The sequence below is a fragment of the Helicobacter sp. 11S02629-2 genome (assembly GCF_002272875.1).
Taxonomy (GTDB): Bacteria; Campylobacterota; Campylobacteria; order Campylobacterales; family Helicobacteraceae; genus Helicobacter_I.
Window position 1 is genome coordinate 36,439 of record NZ_MLAN01000004.1, and the last position, 21,385, is coordinate 57,823.

The 21,385-nt window shown below is 36.0% G+C and carries 7 protein-coding genes; 3 read left to right on the plus strand and 4 right to left on the minus strand.

Translation table 11 applies throughout. From position 1 onward, the window contains the following. Positions 1–182: 182 nt before the first annotated feature. On the minus strand, positions 183–1,898 hold the full coding sequence (locus BKH40_RS03625; RefSeq protein ID WP_095277044.1) for a ShlB/FhaC/HecB family hemolysin secretion/activation protein: 1,716 nt from the start codon (positions 1,896–1,898) through the stop codon (positions 183–185). Continuing rightward, positions 1,870–14,013, minus strand: a complete 12,144-nt coding sequence (locus BKH40_RS03630; protein WP_095277045.1) for a hemagglutinin repeat-containing protein — start codon at positions 14,011–14,013, stop codon at positions 1,870–1,872. The genes BKH40_RS03625 and BKH40_RS03630 overlap by 29 nt, the downstream gene beginning before the upstream one ends. A gap of 577 nt (positions 14,014–14,590) precedes the next feature. Between BKH40_RS03630 and BKH40_RS03635 the strand changes: the two genes are divergently transcribed. Genes BKH40_RS03635 through BKH40_RS03645 form a run of 3 tightly spaced genes read left to right on the plus strand, consistent with a single transcriptional unit; the run spans position 14,591 to position 17,534 of the window. Further along, positions 14,591–14,962: a rhodanese-like domain-containing protein gene (locus BKH40_RS03635; RefSeq protein WP_257842498.1), complete on the plus strand. Its 372-nt coding sequence runs from the start codon at positions 14,591–14,593 to the stop codon at positions 14,960–14,962. Between the two features lie 24 nt (positions 14,963–14,986). Continuing rightward, positions 14,987–17,326: a heavy metal translocating P-type ATPase gene (locus BKH40_RS03640; protein ID WP_095277047.1), complete on the plus strand. Its 2,340-nt coding sequence runs from the start codon at positions 14,987–14,989 to the stop codon at positions 17,324–17,326. A gap of 4 nt (positions 17,327–17,330) precedes the next feature. Beyond that, on the plus strand, positions 17,331–17,534 hold the full coding sequence (locus tag BKH40_RS03645; protein WP_095277049.1) for a copper ion binding protein: 204 nt from the start codon (positions 17,331–17,333) through the stop codon (positions 17,532–17,534). A gap of 257 nt (positions 17,535–17,791) precedes the next feature. Here the strand turns inward: BKH40_RS03645 and BKH40_RS03650 are convergent, their stop codons facing one another. Both BKH40_RS03650 and napA read right to left on the minus strand, forming a co-directional pair. Continuing rightward, positions 17,792–18,379 (minus strand): nitrate reductase cytochrome c-type subunit, encoded by a 588-nt coding sequence (locus BKH40_RS03650; protein WP_095277050.1) that lies wholly within the window; start codon positions 18,377–18,379, stop codon positions 17,792–17,794. Between the two features lie 10 nt (positions 18,380–18,389). Then, positions 18,390–21,179, minus strand: a complete 2,790-nt coding sequence (gene napA / locus BKH40_RS03655; protein ID WP_095277052.1) for a nitrate reductase catalytic subunit NapA — start codon at positions 21,177–21,179, stop codon at positions 18,390–18,392. Positions 21,180–21,385 lie beyond the last annotated feature (206 nt).

The following is a 21,385-nucleotide window of genomic DNA, read 5'->3' on the forward strand; positions in this document are numbered from 1 at the left end:
AAGTTGCTTGCTTATTCTTACTTACTATAACTTAATCACTAAACATGCTTTTTAAAAAGCTAAGTCTTTCTTAATCTCTATCTCCATCTAACTCCACAAACCACCAACCTAAACTTATTAAGCCTTCTCTTTTGTTCTTTTGTTTTTTAAAGATTTGATTGCTTTATTACATTACATACTAGTTAAACACTAAGTGAGACTCTAAGATAGATGGGATTAGATTCAGAAGGCATATCAAAAGACCTTCTTAGCGGCAAGGAGTAAGTAAAGCTAAGCGAAAAGTACTTAATGTTGTAGTAAATCCCAGCAGACCCTCCTATGATAAAGTCGCTATGACTTAACTCATAGTCCCTTCCATAAGCCATATCAAAGCCTATAAAAGGCTCAAGACCAGCAAGATACCAAGGAAGTCCTAAGGGCTTAAAAGATATGGTGTTGTTAAGATAGATTCCATAATCTAGTGCTAGAGAGCTTTCTTTAAAACCCCTCACACTATACTCATCCCCCACAAAAAACTTATCAGTAAAAAGGAGGGGGTTTTTAGAGTAGCTGCCTACAAGATTGCCTCTATATAAGATCCCTGCTTCCTTGCTTGCATAAAGATACTTTTGATAAGCGGCGTTTAGATAGACTTTTTGATAGTTTATATCATAGATAGAGCCATCATTTTTTTTAGCACCGGGCAGTGGCAAGCCCTTTTGATACTCTAAGCTTCCATAAAAGTTACCATCAAAAAGCCTAGTTGAAAACTCTACTCCTAGATTTAAGGCAGTATAGATTCCACTAGATTCATTAAGCCTTACGTTTGCTATAGTATTTAGGCTATCTCTTAGATTAAGCGTTGTATAAAGTGAAAGCTTTGAAAACTGATTTCTAAACATCACTCTTTTTATGACTAAAGAGTGCCTTGAGACTACATTTTTATTTATAAAACTTCCAGCATTTCCACTTAGTGTAGCACTAGTGCCACTATACTGAAAGGAGTAGTAAAACGACCATCTAGATATAGGAAAACCATAGTTTATAAAAAATGTATCCTCTTTATACCTATCTCTATCACTCACAAGACGGTAGATATAATAAGCACTAAATCTATCATTTATATGCAAAAAGTTATTTTGCGTGTAGCTAAGGCCTAGTCTATTTTGACCATGGTTTTTTAAGGCATTATTATTAAAATCAATTGCAGCATTAAAGTACTTTGGCTTGCCAGTAAAGATGATATCTGAGTAGCCTTCTTTAGTGCTTGCAACTATATTTGAAGTGATATCTGGAAAGGCAGTAGAGAGGTTTTCTATGCTTTGGTCTAAGTCATAGAGGTTTAAAACTTTGCCTTTTCTTAAAGGCACACCAAGGACTGTTTCAAGGTCATTTCTCACACCATTTAATATCACCTTATCTACATAGCCATACTTTACTTCTAAGACTAAGATGGCATTTTTTTCATCTATGCTTTTTATAGTTATAAGAGTGGTGCTATAGCCTTTGGCAAGGTAGGCGTTGCTAAGCTCGATGATTATTTGATAGATATCATTTAGAGTTAGATTCTTATTAGTGTATTTTTTATTTATCTCTTTAATCTTGTAGTTTTTATGCTTACTATCAAGTAGCTTTATAGTTTTAAAAACATAGAGTTTTTGAGGCGTTACACCCTCTTTGCTAGATTCTAACTTTGGAGGGGCTGCTTTTTTTTCTACGCTATCTAACTCATTAGTTATATAGTTATCTCTTTGTTGTTTTTGGAGTAAGTCTAGGTTTCTAACTGGGTTACTTTCAGGATTAGTGCTGCTTAAAGCTTGCACATAAGTGCTAAAAGCTAGGAGGATAAAAAGAATCCAGGCTAGCTTTTTTTGCCACAAAGAGTTAGTTTTAGTCATCAAAAGAAAAAGAAGTCCCACTTGAAGTGCTTAGGTTTGACTTAGTGCTTTTATCGCTTAAAGTGCTTGGGGTTTTGTTAGCTGTGCTTTTAAGCACAGGCTTAATATTTCTATTAACACTTAGAGGAGTTAGAGGTTTTTCATCTTCAGATTCTAGGCTTGAAGTATCACTTGAAGCACTGCCTTTTAAGTCATCCATACTAGCTACACCAAAGTCAGTATCCATCACATCTTTATAGTAGTTTAAAGTCTTAGTTGCATTGTGATAGGCCTCTTGCTCTAAGGCTTGGCTTTCATATCTTTTAATGTTTGCATCCCTATCTCCACCTTCATGCCCGCCATCAAAGTAGTACTCGCCATTTGCCTTAAGTATCCTTCCGACATTTGCCACTTCTGGTGCTAGCTTATTTCTATTTTCTATAACACCAGCTTGGAACTTGTGGGTTAATTCATGAAAGCCTGATTCTAAAGCGTTATCTTTTGCTTTTTGTTCATTTGGCTCAAAAGTAAAGTCTGTGCTATAAGTTTTTGGGATATTTAGTGTATTAGCCACGTGGTTAAAAGAGATGGTATCTGCTGTTATGCTATTTTTAACTAAAGGCGTTGTAGTCTCTATGCCATTACCCCTCATAGCATCACTCCACGCTCCTGCCATATGAGTTAAAAGAGGCTTATAGTTATCTAGCAGTCTAAAGTCTTTTGAAGTTACAGAATCTATATCTTTGTGCAAGACTAGGTTTTCTACAGCATCAGCTGAGACGTTATGAAGCAAGTTTTTATACTCTGCTACTTGCCCATCCCCACTAGTTAGCATGTCACCAAATGGTGTAAATATATGCTTATTAGCCGCTAGTTTTACCATGTCTCCAAAAAGGGACTTTTTAGAGTTTAAGCTAGCTTGTGAGTTTAGCAAGCCTCCTTCTACTAAGTCTGCTTTTTGCTCTAAGCTTAAGCTATCAAAGCCATTCCCAGTTCGCTTTATAAAATCAAGCGTATCAAGAGAGTCACTAACACTAGAAGTTTTATAAGTGCTTGTAAGAGGGGCTTTTATAGGGATGCTAGGAGGATTAGAAACATCAAGTATAGGCTTAGTAGCTCTATCAACACTAGGTTTAGAATCTTTTGGGTCATTAGGTGCGTAGTTTGGCGTTTGTGGCTTTTCACTATACTTTAAGACTAGTGTTTCTTTAAAATCATCATCTGGGTTTACTACCCTTATCGTTTTAGAAGCGGGACTTTTAGGGGCAGGATTTTTAAGTGCGTCCATGACCATATTAGCTATCTTTCCACCAACTTTATGGGCTTCATCTTCAACTGGTTGTCTTTTATAAAGCCTATCGTCATAAGTGTACATGCTAAGGTTAGAGTAAAGCACATTTATCCAGCCTCTAGCCTCGCTTTTAAATTTATCTTGATTTTCCCCTAAGTCATGTTGGAGTTTATGAGTCATCTCATGGAAGGCGCTATCAAGTAAGGTTTTTTGTCTGCCATCACGTTTATTTTCTGTGGCATATCTAGTATCAAAGTCTTTTGGCATGTTGATATATTCATCATCACCATCTTTTATAAAAGCAAAGTCTTCATCGCCACCACTTTTTATACTTGGCTCTTTGGAATCTTTTATACCATTAGCCTTTATAGCCTCTGTATAAGCCTTAGCTACATCACTTACTACAGACTTAGCATTATTATAGTTTGAAAGGTCTTTATCTAGCTTGGCTAGATTGCCCTCTCCTTTTATGTAGTTGTTATAAGCGTCATTATGTATCTTATCAGTTAGGGCATCATAGTCTTTTGCATTTTTACTTTTATCCTTCCATAGGTTTAGATAGACTTGTCTTACTGCGTGATTGATTAAGTTTTCATCTTCTAGTTGTATCTCACCTGATTTAGTATTAACTATACCTTTCATGATCTCGCCAACTTGTTCTACATCTAAGTCTTTAGTTTTTATAGCCCCTTCAACCCTTTTAAACACATCTTTAATATCAGCCTTATCACTATTTGACTGTCTTTCTTCATTATCTATTTTTATATCTTTTGGTAAAGGTTTTGGGGGATTGGCTATATCTATAACTGGCTTAGTAGTTCTATCAACACTAGGCTTAGAATCTTTTGGGTCATTAGGCGCATAATTTGGCGTTTGTGGCGTTTCGCTATAGCTTATATGCAGTGTTTCTACTAGTGGATTAGATTCTAAAGAGGCACTAGAGTTAGCTTCTTTAGAATCAACCAAACCTTTTGGGTCATAAAACTTAACTACGCCTTTATCATCTTGCTTTTTATTTTTAAGGGCATTGGTTAGTTTTTGAAGGGCATTTTTACTTTTTGGAGTAGTAGCAAGGTCATCTTTTAAGTTTTTACTTAGTTTGGGATATTTATCTTTTAAGATCCTTTCAAAGTTATCCCCAGTTACAAAGGCTTCTTTTTCAACAGGCTGATTTATATATATATCCTTGCCATAGTTTGAAGAAAAGTAGTTGTTGTTTTCAGAGTTTAGCTCATAGATGCTATGGGCTGCTAGCACGTTTTCTGGTAGCTTGTCTTTTTCTTTATTAAATACTTCTTGTCTTCCATGTGTTAGCTCATGTAAAGCTACATTAGCTAGCCTTATAGGGTTTACATCTTTATTAGATATAGCTAAGACATTAGTCTCACCAGAAGATGAGTAAGCCCCAAGTTGTTTCATATCATCTTTGATCACAACTTGCGCTTTGATACCGCTTAAACCCTTATCTTGTAAGACTTTTGAGTACTCACTCTCTATAACTTTTACTAGCTCCCTTTTGTTGTCTTTTTTACTTAAGTCTGCTTTTAGCTTAGCTTCAAAGTTAGGATTTGATAGAATCTTATCTGTAACTTCTTTTGCTATATCTCCTGTAAAGTTTTTATAGCCTTCATAGCCTTCATAGTTTTCTAAGTTTTTACCCACACTTGCTACCACTTTGCCAAACTCTTTTCTAGTTTCGCTTTCATTGGTGTTAAGATTCTTATAGATTTGATTATTAGCTATGCCTTTTAAAAGACTGCTTACATCTTCTATCTTTTCTATGCTGCTTGCCCCAGTATTTGCCCTTTTTAAAAGATCACTTATATCTTTTTTATCACCTTCACTTGGTGCTTTTGTGCTATCTTGTATAGCAGCACTAAGCACGCTATCTCTTGGAGGAAGACTAGGAGGCAAGGTAGTAACTACTGGCTTAGTAGTCCTATCAATACTTGGAGTATTATCTTGGTATTCACTGCTTGCTATAAAGCTTGGAGTAACTTCTTTATAAGTATCAGCCTTTGAAGTTAGTCTATCTGCTAAATCTTGTGCTAAAACATGAGGCTCTTTAAGTAAGTCTTTATACTTAGTGTCTAATAAGCGACTAAGCTTTGCTTCATCTGTAAAAGCTTCAGCTTCCATAGGCTGATTAGCATAGAATCTATAGCCTATAAGTTTTGGGTCTACATAGTTTATTTGATTGATACTTAGTATTTTTACTATATCTTTCATATCATCATTAAATCTATTCATATTAGGGTGCAAGTTTAGATTATCTTGCCTTGCGTGAGTTAGCTCATGAAATATCGTAATAGTTAGCTCTCTTGGATGGCGGATATGATTTTCTTGTAAGTAGACTACATTTTCATTTGGCTCAAAGTGGTTTAAGTTCCCACTAACTTTGATTTTAGGTGGATAGAAGGTTATATTATGTTTAGCACAAGTTTCAGCATATGAACATAATATAGCCTCACCTAGTTTTTCTACATTTTTGTTATCTTTTAAGTCACTTTGAAGGTAGTGCTTCCAGTCTTTATTATTAACTAAAGATTCTTGTGCGTCATCAAAAAAAGTATTTGAAAACTCATCATAAGCCTTTACTCCTTTTAAATCTTCCCTACTAGTTAATATCCTAGGAGTGATCTTATCCCACATCTCACCCATAGTTGTGCCAGTTAACAAGTAGTCTTCTCTAAATGCCTCTTTATAGCTTTTATTAGAAGTTGTTGCCTCTAATAGCTCTCTTAAGTCTTTTAGTTTTTCTAAGTCATATAAGTTATCACTTATGTGCTGGATAGAATCAATTACATCTTCTTTATCCCCTTGTGTTAAGGCTACTTCTTGCACATCTAAAGGCTTTCTTTCTAGTGGCTCTGGGATATAGTTTATGCTAGTTTCATCTTTAGTAAGATAGCTTCCATAACTAGTTGTTGCACTATCATCAAAACTAGCTGTGCTATAAGTGTTTTTCTTAGTAAGCTTATTTTTTAGCTTGCCAAAGGCTGATTTTAAAGCATTAGGCTTTTTACTTGTGCTTGTATCTGAAGCTAAAGTTGCTAAAGACGCTAAAGATGCACTAGATTCTAAACCTTCTTCTTTAGGGGCTTTTGGATTTTTAGGTGCGCCTAATAAAACCTCATCTTTTTTGATAGCATCTTTATAAGTGTCATGTTTAGCTGCTAGATTATTAGCTAAAGTGCTAGCTAAGGCTATAGAATCTATCTCATTACTTGCATTAGGTTTAGGTTTAAACTTATCTTTTAAGCCTTTTAGCATATCAGTGCTTAAGCTTGCATTCATACTACCACCAGCAAAGGAGCTATCTTTTATTGTAGTTGTATTTATCACATCGTGATTTATATCTGCGTCTTTGCCATCTATCTTAACATTAGCCGCACTTAAGACTTTGCCATCTTTTGCTATATGGTCATTTATATTTATATCAGCACCGAAGTTATGAGAGTTACCACTGCCTACAGTGCCACCTGATAGATTGACTAAAGCACCATCACTATGATCATATATATCTAAGTCTTTATGCTTTAAGATTCCACCTAAGTTTATATTGCCATTTTTAGCACTAAGGGTAGCTCCACTTAGATTTATATCATTACTAACCTTTCCATTAAGAGTATTAGTAGCGACAAGGGAGCTTTGTTTGTTAACTAAGGAAGCATCTTTTTGGTTATAGCCAACTCCGACATTACCAGATGCAGCAGCTATAACTATAGTGTTAGTAGAAAGACCAAGTGAGGCATCTCCTCCTAGGTTTAGATTAAAACCTGTGCTATTAGTCTTATCAAGTAAGGAGCTAACTTTTAAGTCTTTTCCTATGTTTAAGCTTACATCCTTTGCCTTTGTATTTGTGCCTTCTAAGGTTGTATCTTTTCCAGATTCTAGACTTAGGGCATTTTTAGCACTAAGGTTTGAATTAGTATACTTAGTGCTATCTTCTTTGTTATAAGAGCCATTTACACTGCCTCCAACTCCGACATTAACGTGCCCTCCATCAAGCATGCCATAGCCTGCATTTTCACTTAGCCTCGCTTCTGCACCAAAGGAATAACCTACAGTATGACTTTGAGACTTTAAGGCTTTTATATTTATGTCATCTTTTGCTTTTAAGGCTATGTTGTTAGCTTCTAGATTGATTCCATTTAAGTTAAGATCACCCTTTGTTGCTTGAAGGCTTAAGCTATTATTAGCTTTTAAGCTTCCTCCTACTTCTTTTTGAGTGTTGCTATCTTGCTTGTTATATGTAAAGCCTAGACTTTGTATACTGTCTTGATTAGCCAAGTCTCCCATCACCATATTAGCAGCGTTACTTGCCACTTGAGCAGCTACTATGCCAGCGTTTAGCTGCTTGCCACTTTCTGTATTTTGCACAGCAGTGCTTAGTTGGTTAGCCGCACTTGCTAGGTTGCTAGTTGTATGAAAGCTTTGTTTAGCATAGATGGAAAAGCCTTCAGTGTGAGTACTACTTTCATCAACTGCCTTTGTGGAATCTAACTTGCCAGCTACTACACTAAGGTTGTTTTTAGATTCTATATTAACCCCACCTATATCAGCTTTATCTTTTGCGTTTATGGCTATGTTGTTGCCTTTTATGCTTGAAAGGGTGTTTTTGGTCTCGCTTATAGTAGTTTTTTGTTTAGCTAGCTCTAGACCTACTTCTGCAGTAGCTAGGGCATCAGAGTTCATAGTGCCATTAACATTAGCTGTGTTTGGTGCTTCATTGGAAGTATTAACACTTGCACTAGTGATATTTTCATTAGTAGCAGTGTTAAATGCAGCATTAGCACTAGCATTAGCAATGCCAGCTTTTACACTACCTACTAGCCCAAAGTTAGTGCTTTGTACTTCTTGCTTAGTCTTACTAACTCCTGCTTTAAAGTCTATATTTTTAGCATTTAAACTAGTCTCATCTGCACTTAGTTTAGAGCCTGTGACATTTAAATCTTTTGAAGCTAGTACGTTTAGATGTTTAGCACTTAAGCTAGACCCTATGCTTTGAGTGCTTTCTAGCTTAGTTACTTCTTGGCTATAGCCCAGGATTTGGGCATTTTCATCTATAGAGTTTTGGTTGATTAAGTTTTTAGAATCTGCTATGTTTATATCTTTAGCTACTAAGTTTAGATCTTTTTTAGCCTCTATATTGCTAGCGTTTATATCTAGCTTATCATTTGCTTTTAGGTTGATACTTCCAAGTCCTGCTATGTTGCTAGCTTCACTTAGGCTTGCTACTGTGTGCGTGCTAGTGTTGTGAGAGACTTCAAGCATATGAGTAGCATCATTAATACCAGCAAAGTATGAAGCTGTAAACTCATCTACTTTTTTCTTAGCATCACTTACTGTTAGTTTATCAGCCTCTAAAGAGATAGCGCCATGTTCGCTAGTGCCTATTAGATTAGTTCCTTTTATATTAAGACTATCTTTTGCTATCACATCTATATTGCCAGCACTTATATTAGAACTTAAAACATTGCTAGTAAGGGTGTTAGTTGTAAGCTTAGTGCCTGCTAAGTCTTTTGTGTTAAAGCTAGATTCCAAAGAGTTATCATTTGTGATATTGATATCTCCAGCTTTTGAAGCTAAAAGGATCTTAGAGTTAGAATCTTTACCAGTTATGTTGCTATTAGTTATATCTAAGTTTTTATCTGTGATGATGCTAATATCTTTTCCTTTGATATTAGACTGATTTGAACTAGTAAGCTTGCCACTTCCATCTATGCCAAGTTTAGTGCCTATAGTAGCTTTTTTGGCAACTACATCTACTAAGTTAGATTCTATATTAGCACTTATATTTTTAAACTCACTATCTGCTTTTAGTGCTACTTCATCTTTTGCTTTTAAGTTACCATAGTAGTTATCTATGCCATCACTTTCTACTTTTAGACTTTTGTTAGCCACTATGCTTGAAAGGTTGCTAGAAAGATTTGTGCTATTAGCTAAAGTATCTTTTGTTAGATAAAGCTTTGGTGTTAAAACATCTACTCCATTTATCTTAGTAGTCACGTACCAAACTAGGTTGTTTTTAAGACTACTTACTTGAGCATTAGTTAAAGGAGTGCCTACTTTTAGCCCTAAGGTTTTACTAGCTTTTACTCCATTATCTATAAGTGATTTTACTTCTGGTGCACTTAGGGTCATGTTGTTTTTAAGCTGTGCGTTTAAAGAAGCATCAAGAAGGGCGTGTTCATAGTAGGCATCACCTATAACAGTTACAGGTCTTTTACTATCAAAGCCTATCTGAGTAAAAAAGTACTGTGAGCCATAAAACTTAGACATGTCTATATAGTCTAAATTAGTCTCTATATAGTAGGTTACTTTTTGATTAAAAAGACTATTAGCACTAGCTTTATCTATCACTTTAGCGACTAATGCAAGCGTGTTTTCTGAGTTAGAATCACCAGCTTTTAAAGCAGGGTTAGCTAAATCTTTTGAAGTATCAGTAAGGCTAGGCTTATTTAGCAAAGCCTTCATCTCACTAGATTCTATCCCTCCTAAAGAGCTAAGATCTTGGTTTGCTTTGTCTTTACTTGGAGTTAAAAAGGCCTTATTAACACTAAAGATTTTAGAATCTAGTGAAGGCCTTAAAGGGTTAGTGCTATAGTTTAGATCTAAACTTTTTACACTGCTAGAAGAGATGGCATAGGCTACATTACTATCTATGCCTGAGATATCAGTGTGGTTTTTTAAGTTATTACCAACTAAGTTTATATTACCCCTGCTTGCAGTTAGTGCCCCTTGTGTTGGAGTAAAAACTAGCTTTGCGTTATAGTTCCACGTACTAGGGTCTGGCACGAATTTAGAGCTTGCATAGTCTGTGCCTAAGAAAAGTGATAAGTACTCATTTAACGTAGGGTTTTTAGAAGCTGCGTCTTTTATAGCAGTCCAAGCAGTTTGTTTTTGGTGAGCTTTTATACCTGAAGTAGCAAAGAACTTTAAAATAGTCAGCATATCAGCACCACTACGGAAATAGTGTGAAGAGCCTGTTTTTAAGCTACCTAGATGCTCGGTAAGATCAAAGCCTCCATCTGTCCTTACAGAACTTAAAATGCTTTGTATACCAATGCTAGTAGTTTTAGTTTCATTATTAAGATTCCCAACTGAGTTTAGATTTCCTCCAGCTACTATGGCTGAAAGGATGTTGTTAATAGTTGCATTTTTATCTTGACTAGCTAGATTTATGTTTATATCCTTGCTGGCTTTTATAACTGATTGCTTGATGTTGCTTTCATAAGAGTAAGTTGGGAGATTTAGTATAACGCTTCCAGTCCAAGTTTTATAAGCAGTATCACCATAGTTGGCCTCTCCACTACCTGTTACAAAACTATTTAGGGCTGAAGTGACTATCTTGCCATTTTGAGTTGAGATATTAGTTATGTTAGGAGATTCTAGGCTTAGATTTTGATGGGCATAGACTAGGTTTTTATTAACTATACTTTTAGCACTTAAACTCATATCTCCTAGGCTTTCTAAAGTGTCGTTATTAGCTAGGGCTTGTGCTGCTTTTATACTTAAGCCATCTTGTGCCCATATATAGCCACTATTAGTTATATTTTTAGCACTTAGCGAGATAGACTTACCACTTGCTAAAAGGGCATTAGCATTAGTTATATCACCAGTTGTGTTTAGGTTGATACTACCTTCATTTTGATAGTTGCCTAAGCTTATGTCGCTTTTACTAGTTATATTAAGACTATCCCCACTATAAAACTTACCTAATGAGCTATCTAGGCTTATCTTAGGGCTAGCAGTTAAGCTTAGGTCTTTTTTAGCTACTATCTTGCCATTAGCATTAGTAAAGATGCTAGTTAAAGTGTCACCCTTACCACTTAGCTTGAGACTTAAGTTTTTATCACTTAAAAGATTCCCAGAGTTATTTAAAGTGCTAGCATTTAGGTTTAAAAGACTAGAAGATTCTATATCTCCAGTATTAGTTATAGCGTTTGTAGAAGCTAGTAAGATGCTATTAGCCTTAATAGTTTTAGAGTTAGTTATAGAATCTGCTTTAATTCCTAAAGTATCTGCTTTCATATCACCACTATTAGTAAGGCTACTAGCTTGTACTCTAAGATCACTTGCTTCTATGTCTTTAGTATTAGCTATATCCTTGCTTGCACTTATATCTAGCTTGCTTGCTTTTAAAGCCCCATCTTGAGTAAGGCTATCTGTAGTTAGCCTTAAAGCACTGCCTGCTAGTATATTTTTAGTATTAGTAGTGCTAGTGCCTTTTGCAGTTATATCTTTTTGTGAGGCTATATCTCCACTGTTACTAAGGCTGTTATAGTTTAGATTCAAAGTATTTGTTGCTTGAAGGGTGCCACTATTAGCTAGGCTAGTAGAATCTAAGTCTAAGCTAGTAGTATCTATAGTGCCTTTGTTATTAAAAGTATCAGTTTTAAACTTAGCACTTCCTCCTTTTATATAAGCCCTGTCTATATCTTTTAGTCCCAAGCTAGGATCAAAGCTAGCTTCATTAAGAAAACTTTTAGCATTTATATCTAGCGTGCCTCCTTGTATAAGGCCTTTGTTAGTAAGGCTGTTAGCTACTTTCAAGCTAGCACTATTTGCTTCTAGGTAAGAAGAGCTTATATCACTTGCAGTTATATTTAAGTTTTTAGCAGCCTTTGCCAGTAAGAGGTTTGCTTTGCCTTTTGTGTCTAGTGCTACATCGCCTCCTGTGCTAACTATAGATCTAGCATCTAGTGCATCAAGCACACTAAGGCTTACATCTTTAGTGGCTTTTAAAAGATTAGTGCTTTTTAAGTAGTTAGCTTTTAAGTTTAGGTTGCCTTCTTGACTAAGGATGTTAACGCCTGTGATAGTGCCTGTAGAATCTAAAGTTATATCGTTTTTTGCTTGGGTATTAGTTAGGCTTAAGTCCTTGCCTTTTAGGCTTACATTACCTTCTTGGCTTAGCAAAATCTTAGCACTAAGATTACTAGTTGTATTAAGACTTATATTTTTAGCTGCTTTTATAGTATCTATGTTTACATCGCTTTTAGTGTTTACACTTACATTGCCTTTTTGACTAAGGATGTCTTGTGCGTCAAAGCTTTTAGATTCTAAGTCTATATCTTTACTTCCATATACTTCACTAGCTTTTAGTAAACCACTAGCTACTTTTGCGTTTATACTTCCTTCAGTGCTAATTAGAGTTTTAGTGCTTAAATCACTAGTAGCTATAAGCGTTATATCTTTGCTAGCTTGAAGTAAATCATCATTACTTAAAGAGTTAGCTTTTATGTTTAAGCCACCAGTTTGGCTAAGGAGATTTTGACTTTTGATAGTGCCTGTAGAATCTAAAGTTATATCGTTTTTTGCTTGGGTATTAGTTAGATTTAAATCCTTGCCTTTTAGGCTTACATTACCTTCTTGGCTTAGCAAAATCTTAGCACTTAAGTTACCTTTAGATTCTAAGCTTATATCTTTGGCCGCTTGTACTGTATTAAGTGTGGCAGTGTTAGAGCTTGTGCTTATGCTTCCATCTTGTGAGTAAAGACTAGAGTTAAGTAGGTTGCTAGCTTTTAAGTTTATATCACGACTTGCAGCTACACTCTTAGCATCTACTTTGATTCCAGCTAAGGTTATACTCCCACTATTAGCTTTTATGGAATCTAAACTTAGATCACCTTGTGAGGCGATATTAGCATTACCACCACTTACTTCTACTGTCTTAAAGTTTGCATTTTTGGAAGCTTTGGCGTTTAGATTCCCAGCAGCTACTAAAGTGTCATCTATGACTGCATCACTACCATTTAAGCTAAAGTCATCACTTGCAACTATGGCTTTTTTTATAGTGGCATTATCTGAAGTTACATTTAGTCCCTTGCCAGCGTATAAAAGCTCATCACTACTTAGACTCTTACTCTTTATAGCCACCTTCCCAGCGACTGCAGCAGCTACGCCAAGGCTGGCATCCCCTTTAGTATCTACTTTAAGATTACCCTCTGTGCTTACTGCATCTTTTAGATTAATATTTCCTGCTGCTAGCACCTCTAAGTCATGCAAGCTTTTTATACTACCTTCATGCCTTACGCCAACTCCATCTTCAGTGCTTATAAACCTTATCCTATCAGCATACATCGAGCCAAGGGAGCTTCCATCTATGGCATAAGTTGGCTTAGTCTTATCATCACTTCTAGATTCTATAACTTTAGGGTTTGCTTTATCTTCTAAAGAGACTATATTTTGCCCTGCTACTAGGTTTATAACTGGTCGTTTAGCTGGATTTAGCGGGACTATACTTCCAGCTAAACTCATCCCTCTAGCTATGATATTAAAGTAGTCTCCACTTACGCCTATGCCTTTTTCTAGTATCTTTACTTGTCCACTCCCTTTTATATCTAGTCTGTTTGCTTCTATAAGCCCAGTTGTAAGTGTTAGCCCATTAGCATTTATAAAGCTAGCACCATTTACTACTATGCCATTTTCATTAGCAAAGATTAAATCAGCACTTTTACCAAAGACTTCAACAGAGCCATTTAAGCTTGTTGGATTAGCGCTATGTACTTCTGTGATGATAAGTCTTGCATTAGTAGTAAGGTTTGGGTTCTTAGTGACAAAGCCTCCAGTTTGAGAGACGCCATTAGCTTGGCTGTTGTTTAAGATAACAGCACTATTAATATCAAAGGAGTTAAAGTTATTATGAGAGATTCCATCTTTTGGATTGGCTATGTTTACTACATCTGTGTCATTGGCTGACTTAGTAAGGTTTACATTTCTTGGAGAGATATTATTTCTCACCCTTAAGTCTGCTCCAACTAGATTGCTAGGTAAGACAGCAGAAAAAGAGACTATGACTGATAGGATTTGCTTAATTTTTTGTGCTTGTAGTGGTTTTTGTTTTTTGTTTTGTTTCATGTTAGGTCACCTAGTCTCTTTGTCTCTTTATGCTTGAAGTCTTTGACTACCTAAGCCCTTTTTAAGCCTTTATACCGCCTAGCTTCTTTTTAAGTTTTAGCTAAGGAAGCTTAAAGCTAAATGATATTAATTATCCTTAAAAGATAAGGTGCGCTATTCTAGCAGTCTGGTCTAATAAGTCTAGTGAGGGTTATCAAGTGCTTTTAAAGTTGGCTTGTTAGAAGAGAGTGTTAATCTCCCCTCTAGCTAGGAGTAGCCTTACTTAAAGCTTACTAGTTTTTAAGCTATCACTTTATGAAGTTTTTAGAAGATATTTTTGCCCAAACACTAGATATATGCCTAATAGTAAAAACTTAGTTTACATAAATGGCTAAGATAATAGGCTTAACACAGCAAAAGCTTGGTTAACTTAAACTTTCTTTATCTAGTTTAGGAAATATACACCTTAAGGTGCTATGGAGAAAAGTTTTATAAATCTATAAAATAAGTAAGATAAAAAGTTAACCTCCTAATGGCTAAGCATTTGCAAACTTCTAACATAATATACGCCCAACTTCACAAAAAAAAGGAGACGCCAATGAGTGATAGAGCTATGAATGGAAAAAATGCAAAAAGCCTAGCAAAGCCAGTTTATATAGATGGTTTTAATCCAAAAGATTATCTAATCATAGATGTAAGAGACAAGGATGAGTATGATAAAGTACATATAAAAGGTGTTACTAACCTAGATGAGATGGATGACATAGAAGCTAAAGTAAAAGCAAATCAAGACAAAAAGATACTTATCCAATGCAGACGTGGCGGAAGGGCTGCAAAAGTAGGTACTCACCTAGTTGAAAAAGGCTATGATGTGTACTACTTTGATGACTTATTTAGCAAGTTTTATGATAAAGACAATATAACTTTAGAAGGAAATGATGTAGATTCTTTAAGGAATCTAAGTTATTAAAAATTAGGGGTAGTTAGGTTTAAGATGCAAGAACAAGAAAATGAAAAAAGTAACGATGAGGTCTTAGAGTACCGTATCAACGTAGAAGGTATGACCTGTGCTGCGTGTCAGGCCTCCATAGAAAAGTCCTTAAAACGCAAAAAATATGTAAAAGATGCAGAGGTGTTTTTACTAACTAACTCTGCAGCCTTAAAGCTTGATGTCACAGAAAATGCAAACGCTTTAGAAGATACGCTAAAAACCATAGAAAAGCTAGGCTATAAAGCCTCTTTAAAAGAAGATAAAAAAACTGAAAGTAAGCAGCAAGCTACTTCTAAAAGCCCTGCTAAGACACAAACACAAAACTTAGAAGACTATGAAAATCTTCCTTTTTGGTATAAGTTCAATCACCTTTTTAACACTAAAGAAAAGCTTATCTTAAGTGTGATACTAACAGTTATAATCGTTTATATCTCCATGCTTCATGAGATGTTTAACTTCTATCTACCAGCCTTTTTAGAGCAGTACACCGTAAACGTAGTTGTACAATTAATAATAGTGTTAATAGTCATGCACCTAGGGCGAAACTTCTTTATAAGAGGTATTCAAGCACTAATTAGACTAGCACCCAATATGGATTCTTTAGTTGCCATAGGTGCTCTAGCTAGCTTTTTTTATAGTATCTATCTAGGGTTTTTTACAGATGGAAGTCATGGCCTTTACTTTGAAAGTGTCTGTGTTATCTTAACTTTTGTCATGTTTGGAAAGTACATAGAAACTAATATTAAAAACTCAGCCATGTCAGGCACTGATGCCCTCCTTTCAAACATGAGTACTACTGCTATCAAACTTGAAGGTTTTAATGGCACTGGGTCTAACTATACTGAAAGAGAGATTCCAAGTGAGGATGTAAAGATTGGCGATTATATAAAAGTTATGCCTTTTGGTTATGTGCCAGTAGATGGAATCTTAGTCTCAGAAAACGCAAGTATAGATGAAAGCATGCTTAGTGGTGAAAGTATGCCAGTAGTAAAGCAAACTAAAGATCTTCTTTACTCAGGCACGCTAAATCTAGAATCTGCCATCATCTTTAAAGCCACCCAAGAGGCTAAAGATTCCACTCTTAATAAAATAAAAGAGTTAGTAGAAAAAGCCAGAGAAAGCAAAGCACAAATCGCACGTATAGCTGATAGAGTATCACTTTACTTTGTGCCAACTGTAATCTTACTAGCACTAATTGGGGGTATTGCTTGGTGGATAGCAGATATGAGTTTTGCTAAAGGACTTGATGTCTTTACTACTACACTTCTTATCTCTTGTCCTTGTGCCCTTGGTCTTGCTACTCCTATGGCGCTTCTTTTTGCTAACTTTAAATCCAGTGCTAATGGAATCTTTTTTACAAAAGCAAGTGTTATAGAAACGCTTTCAAGAGTGGATACTGCAGTTTTTGATAAGACTGGAACGCTAAGTACGGGTAATATCTTAGTTAAAAAAGTAAATATCCTTGATACAAAGCTAAGTGAGTTTGATATCATGCAAATAATTGCAAGTATTGAAGCACAAAGCTCTCACATCATAGCTAAAGCCCTAGTCAAACACGCCCAAAACGCTAATATCCCACTTTTAGAAGTTACTAGCTCTAAAAGCATCTTAGGCAAGGGTATGGAAGCACTTATAAATGGAGTAGATTACAAACTAGGTAATGCCGGCATGTTTGAACATATACCTGAAGCACTAACTAATGAAGCTAGTATGATGGTCTTTTTAAGTAGAGTTGAAAATCCAAATACCCCAGATTCCAAAGAAGAACTACTTAGTGCTGTTATCTTAGAAGATGAGTTAAAAGCTACTTCAAAAGAAGCTATAGCTAGACTTAAAAAGATGAAAGTTAGTGTGCACATGCTAAGTGGAGATAACATCAAAAACGTCGCTATAAGTGCTGAAAATCTTGGCATAACTGACTATAAAGGTGACTGCACACCAGAGACTAAGATACAAAATATCGAAATGCTTAAAAAGCAAAATCACATAGTGATGATGGTAGGCGATGGGATGAATGACGCCGCAGCCCTAGCGAGGTCAGATGTAAGTATGGTCATGGCTGAAGGAAGCGAAGTTAGCTTAAAACAAGCTGATGTTATAGTCTTTAACAACGAACCAAAGGCGGTTTCAAGTGCCATAGCTTTAAGTCGTGCCACTTTAAGAAATATAAAACAAAATCTTGGCTTTGCTTTTGTCTATAATATCATCTGTATACCTATATCTTTAGGTGCTTTGGCTGCCTTAGATATATGGTTAAATCCAATGATAGCAAGTATAGCTATGAGTCTAAGTTCAGTCTCAGTTGTACTTAGCTCATCAAGACTATATTATTTTAAAGGATAAAACGATGAAAAGTGTTTTAAAAGTAGAAGGTATGAGTTGTTCTCACTGTGTTGATAAAGTAGAAAAATTTATAGGTGAACTTGAAGGCGTAAGCTCAATTGATGTGAGTTTAGAAAACAAAACTGTAACAGTAGAGCATGATGATAAAGTAAAGCTAGATACTATCAAAGACGCTATAGAAGATGCTGGATATGATGTAGTAGGCTAGTTTATCTCCAAAGTGCTTTTTAGTTTTTATGGAATCTTAGATTCCATACTTTTATAATTGCTTAATTTTTTTACTACTCCCTCTTAATCTTCATATCATAAAAATCCTAGCCTTTTTTTATACTGTCTTTAAAAATACAAAATATATGTACGGGCAAAAAGTAACTTATAAGATAGATAAGAGTTTAAAGCCCTTTTTGGGCTTTAAAAAGATAAGGACTTATAGCTTAAGCAAAAACTACTTAAGCTATAAAAGCCTTACTTAGAAGCTTTAAGATTCACACCTTCGCTTATAACTTTTATAAGGTTGCTTGAGTTTATAAGCTTAGGATCTCTAAAAACTGGGTGGAAGTTGTTTTTAACTAGTGGCTTAGCATTAGCTTGAGGTACGTGGCAAGTAGTACATACAAACCTTGTCCCATCTAGCTTACCATTGTCATCTTTGTTGCGTCTAAAGTCAAAAAAGTGAGACTTTGGTATAGGCGTAGACCCTACACTACTAGCTACATTTGGCATATGGCAGCCCATACAAGAGTTGTTATCCTTAGTTATAGGTAGTAGTCCTTCAGTGCTGTGTGGTATTTGAGGAGGAGCGTTTTCATAAGCTCTTTTTATCCTTACAGCCTCCCCTGGCCCCTTGGTAGTCCAGCTATACTCTGGCAACACTACATCTGTAGCTATAAGAGGCTCTTTTCTTAAAGACATCTTATCTTGAGTTACCACGTCTGGATTACTTGAGTTATATAGAGGATCTTTTTTACTTATATCCTTAGAACCATTAGCATAGGTTGCTAACACTGATGCGGCAAAAACACAAATAGCAGTAAGTTTTAGTATATTTTTCATCATCTCTCCCTTAAGCTTTATATATGTTTATGGCGCATTTTTTGTAGTCAGTTTGGAAAGATATAGGGTCTGTAGCATCTAAACAAAGTTTATTTACATACACCCTTTCATCAAACCACGGTATAAATACTAGTCCACTTGGAGGCCTATTCCTAGTGCCGCTTAGATCTAGTCTAACCTTTACTTTACCACGTCTGCTTTCTGCCCAAACTATGTCATTATGTGCTACACCTAGCTTTTTAGCATCACTTGGGTGCATATAGCAAAGTGCTTCAGGTACCGCTTTAAAAAGCTCAGGTACTCTCATAGTCATAGTACCACTATGCCAGTGTTCTAGCACACGTCCAGTAGCAAGCCAGAATGGAAACTTAGAATCTGGCATCTCAACAGCTTCCATATAAGGTCTAAAAAAGATCTTAGCTTTATTGTGCATATCTATCTTTTGGGTTCCTGGCTTATGAAGATCTCCTGTCAAGATAGAGGCTTTTTTGTGTCCATAGAAAGCAAAAGCTTTGCCATCTCCAAACTTTCTTGCATAGTAGTCATACTTTGCATTAAAGCGCCACTTAGTCTCTTTACCATCAACTACTGGCCACCTTAAACCTCTTACCTTATAGTATAGATCAAATGGTGCTAAATCGTGCCCATGTCCTACACCAAACTTCCTATACTCTTCCCAAAGATACTTTTGTATAAAAGTGCCATAGCCTTTAAAAGGCTTACCATCACTTCCTATGACATTTCTCTTATCGCCTTTTGCTTCTGTGTTTAAGTGCTTTGCAGTTAGAGGGTCACTTGCTTTATAGCTTTTTGCTTCTTTGTTGTTAAAAAGTACATCAAAGAGTGTGCTATCTTCACTGTAGCCCATGCTTTTAGCTTCAGCTAGTGCGTTTTTAAGCCCAAGCTCTGGAAACTCCTTAGCCCACACTTCTTTTAACTTAAAGCGTTTAGAGAACTCAACCATCTGCCAAACATCTGGCATAGAGTTGCCTATAGGAGTTACGCTTTGCTTCCAGTGCTGTGTTCTTCTTTCAGCATTACCATAAGCACCCCACTTTTCATATATCATAGAACTAGGCAAGATTAAATCAGCCACCCTCGCAGAGATACCCGGATAGCACTCACTTACTACTATAAAGTTATCCATCTCCCTAGCAGCTTTTATCCAGTGGTTGGCATTAGCTGTGTTTTGCCAAGGGTTATTAACTTGAACCCACACAAACTTAATCTTAGCGTCTTCCATATCACGCATGATTTTTACAAAGTGAGACCCCGGCTTAGTGTTTATAACACCAGTTGGTATATGCCAGATTTTCTCAGCAGTTTTTACGTGCTCAGGGTTAGTTACTACCATATCAGCTGGAAGTCTATTCATAAAAGTACCTACTTCTCTTGCAGTACCACAAGCACTAGGTTGACCAGTTAGAGAAAAAGCACAATTACCCGGAGTTCCTTGCTTACCAACTAGGAAGTGAACCATGTAAGATTGCTCATTAACCCATACACCCCTTTGGTGTTGATTAAAGCCCATAGTCCAAAAACTCATAACTTTCCTATCTTTTTCCATATAGTAGTTAGCTAGGGCTTTAAGCTTTTTCTTATAAGATTCTAAGCTTTCGCTAGCATCTCCTTTTGAGATTTTAGCTACGTAGTCTAGAGTATAAGGCTTAAGTGCAGTTTTAAACTCTTCAAAGCTTATAGCCCAGTGTGCACCTGCTTTTTTGACATGCTTCATCTCTAAAGTATCTCCAGCCTTCATACCAAGATAGCTAAGACCGGGTGCTTCATCCTCACTTATCACTTTTGCATGTTGCTTTTTCATGGTTTCGCGTTCTAAGTCTGTATACTTTGGATTATCAGTATCTTCTCTCATGCCATAGCCTATATCTACAAAGCCAGTAGTAAAGACACAGTACTCTTTTACAAAGTCCCAGTCTATAGAGTTAGGGTTGTTATAAACTATCTCATGGGCTATATAGTTCCAGATAGCAAGGTCTGTGCTAGGCTTAAAGATTATCTCTATGTCTGCCATCTCACTAGTTGGGTTAGAAAAAGTACTAAGGTTTATAAGCTTATATCTATCAGGCTTTCTAAACTTAGAATCTATTACACGACTCCAAAGCATAGGATGCATCTCAGCCATGTTAGATCCCCAAGTTATAACTGTATCAGTTATCTCTATATCATCATAGCAACCACTTGGCTCATCTATACCAAACACTTGCATAAAGCCGCCAACTGCAGATGCCATACAGTGGCGTGCGTTTGGATCTATATTATTACTTCTCCAGCCTGCTTTTACTAGCTTAACTGCAGCGTAACCTTCTTGTATAGTGTACTGACCAGATCCAAAAACACCTATGCCTTTAGGACCTAAGTCGTTATAGTACTTTTTAAACTGCTTTTCCATCTCATCAAAAGCGCGCTGCCAACTTACGACTTTAAAAGGTGCTTTTTTATCAAACTCACCTTTATCATTTAGCCTTAAAAGAGGTTCTTTAAGTCTATCTTGTGCGTACATTATCTTAGAAGTAAAATAGCCTTTAATGCAAGTTATGCCCTTATTTACGGGTGCTAGCAAGTCCCCTTTTACAGCGACTATCTTGTCATTTTGTGTGGCTATCATTATCCCACATCCTGTCCCACAAAATCGGCACACACTTTTATCCCAAACCCACTTTTCTTCAGCTTTGGTCGCTTTTGCACTAAGACTAGTGCCAACACTTAGCCCTGCACTAACTGCAGCACTAGCAAGTGCGGCAGTTTTGATGAAGTCTCTTCTGCTTAAACTACTTTCCATGCTCTTCCTTTCATAATAGAATGTAAACATGATAGAACATTTTTCCTAAAAAGCAAGCAACATGAATCAATAAAAATGAAGTTTTTTTGACATTCTCATAAAAATAGTAAAAAATATATAACTTTTATAGTATTTTTAGGAATTTTTTAAGATTTCAGAAAAAGAAAACTAACTTTTGCATCAAGCTAGTCATCTTTATGGATTTA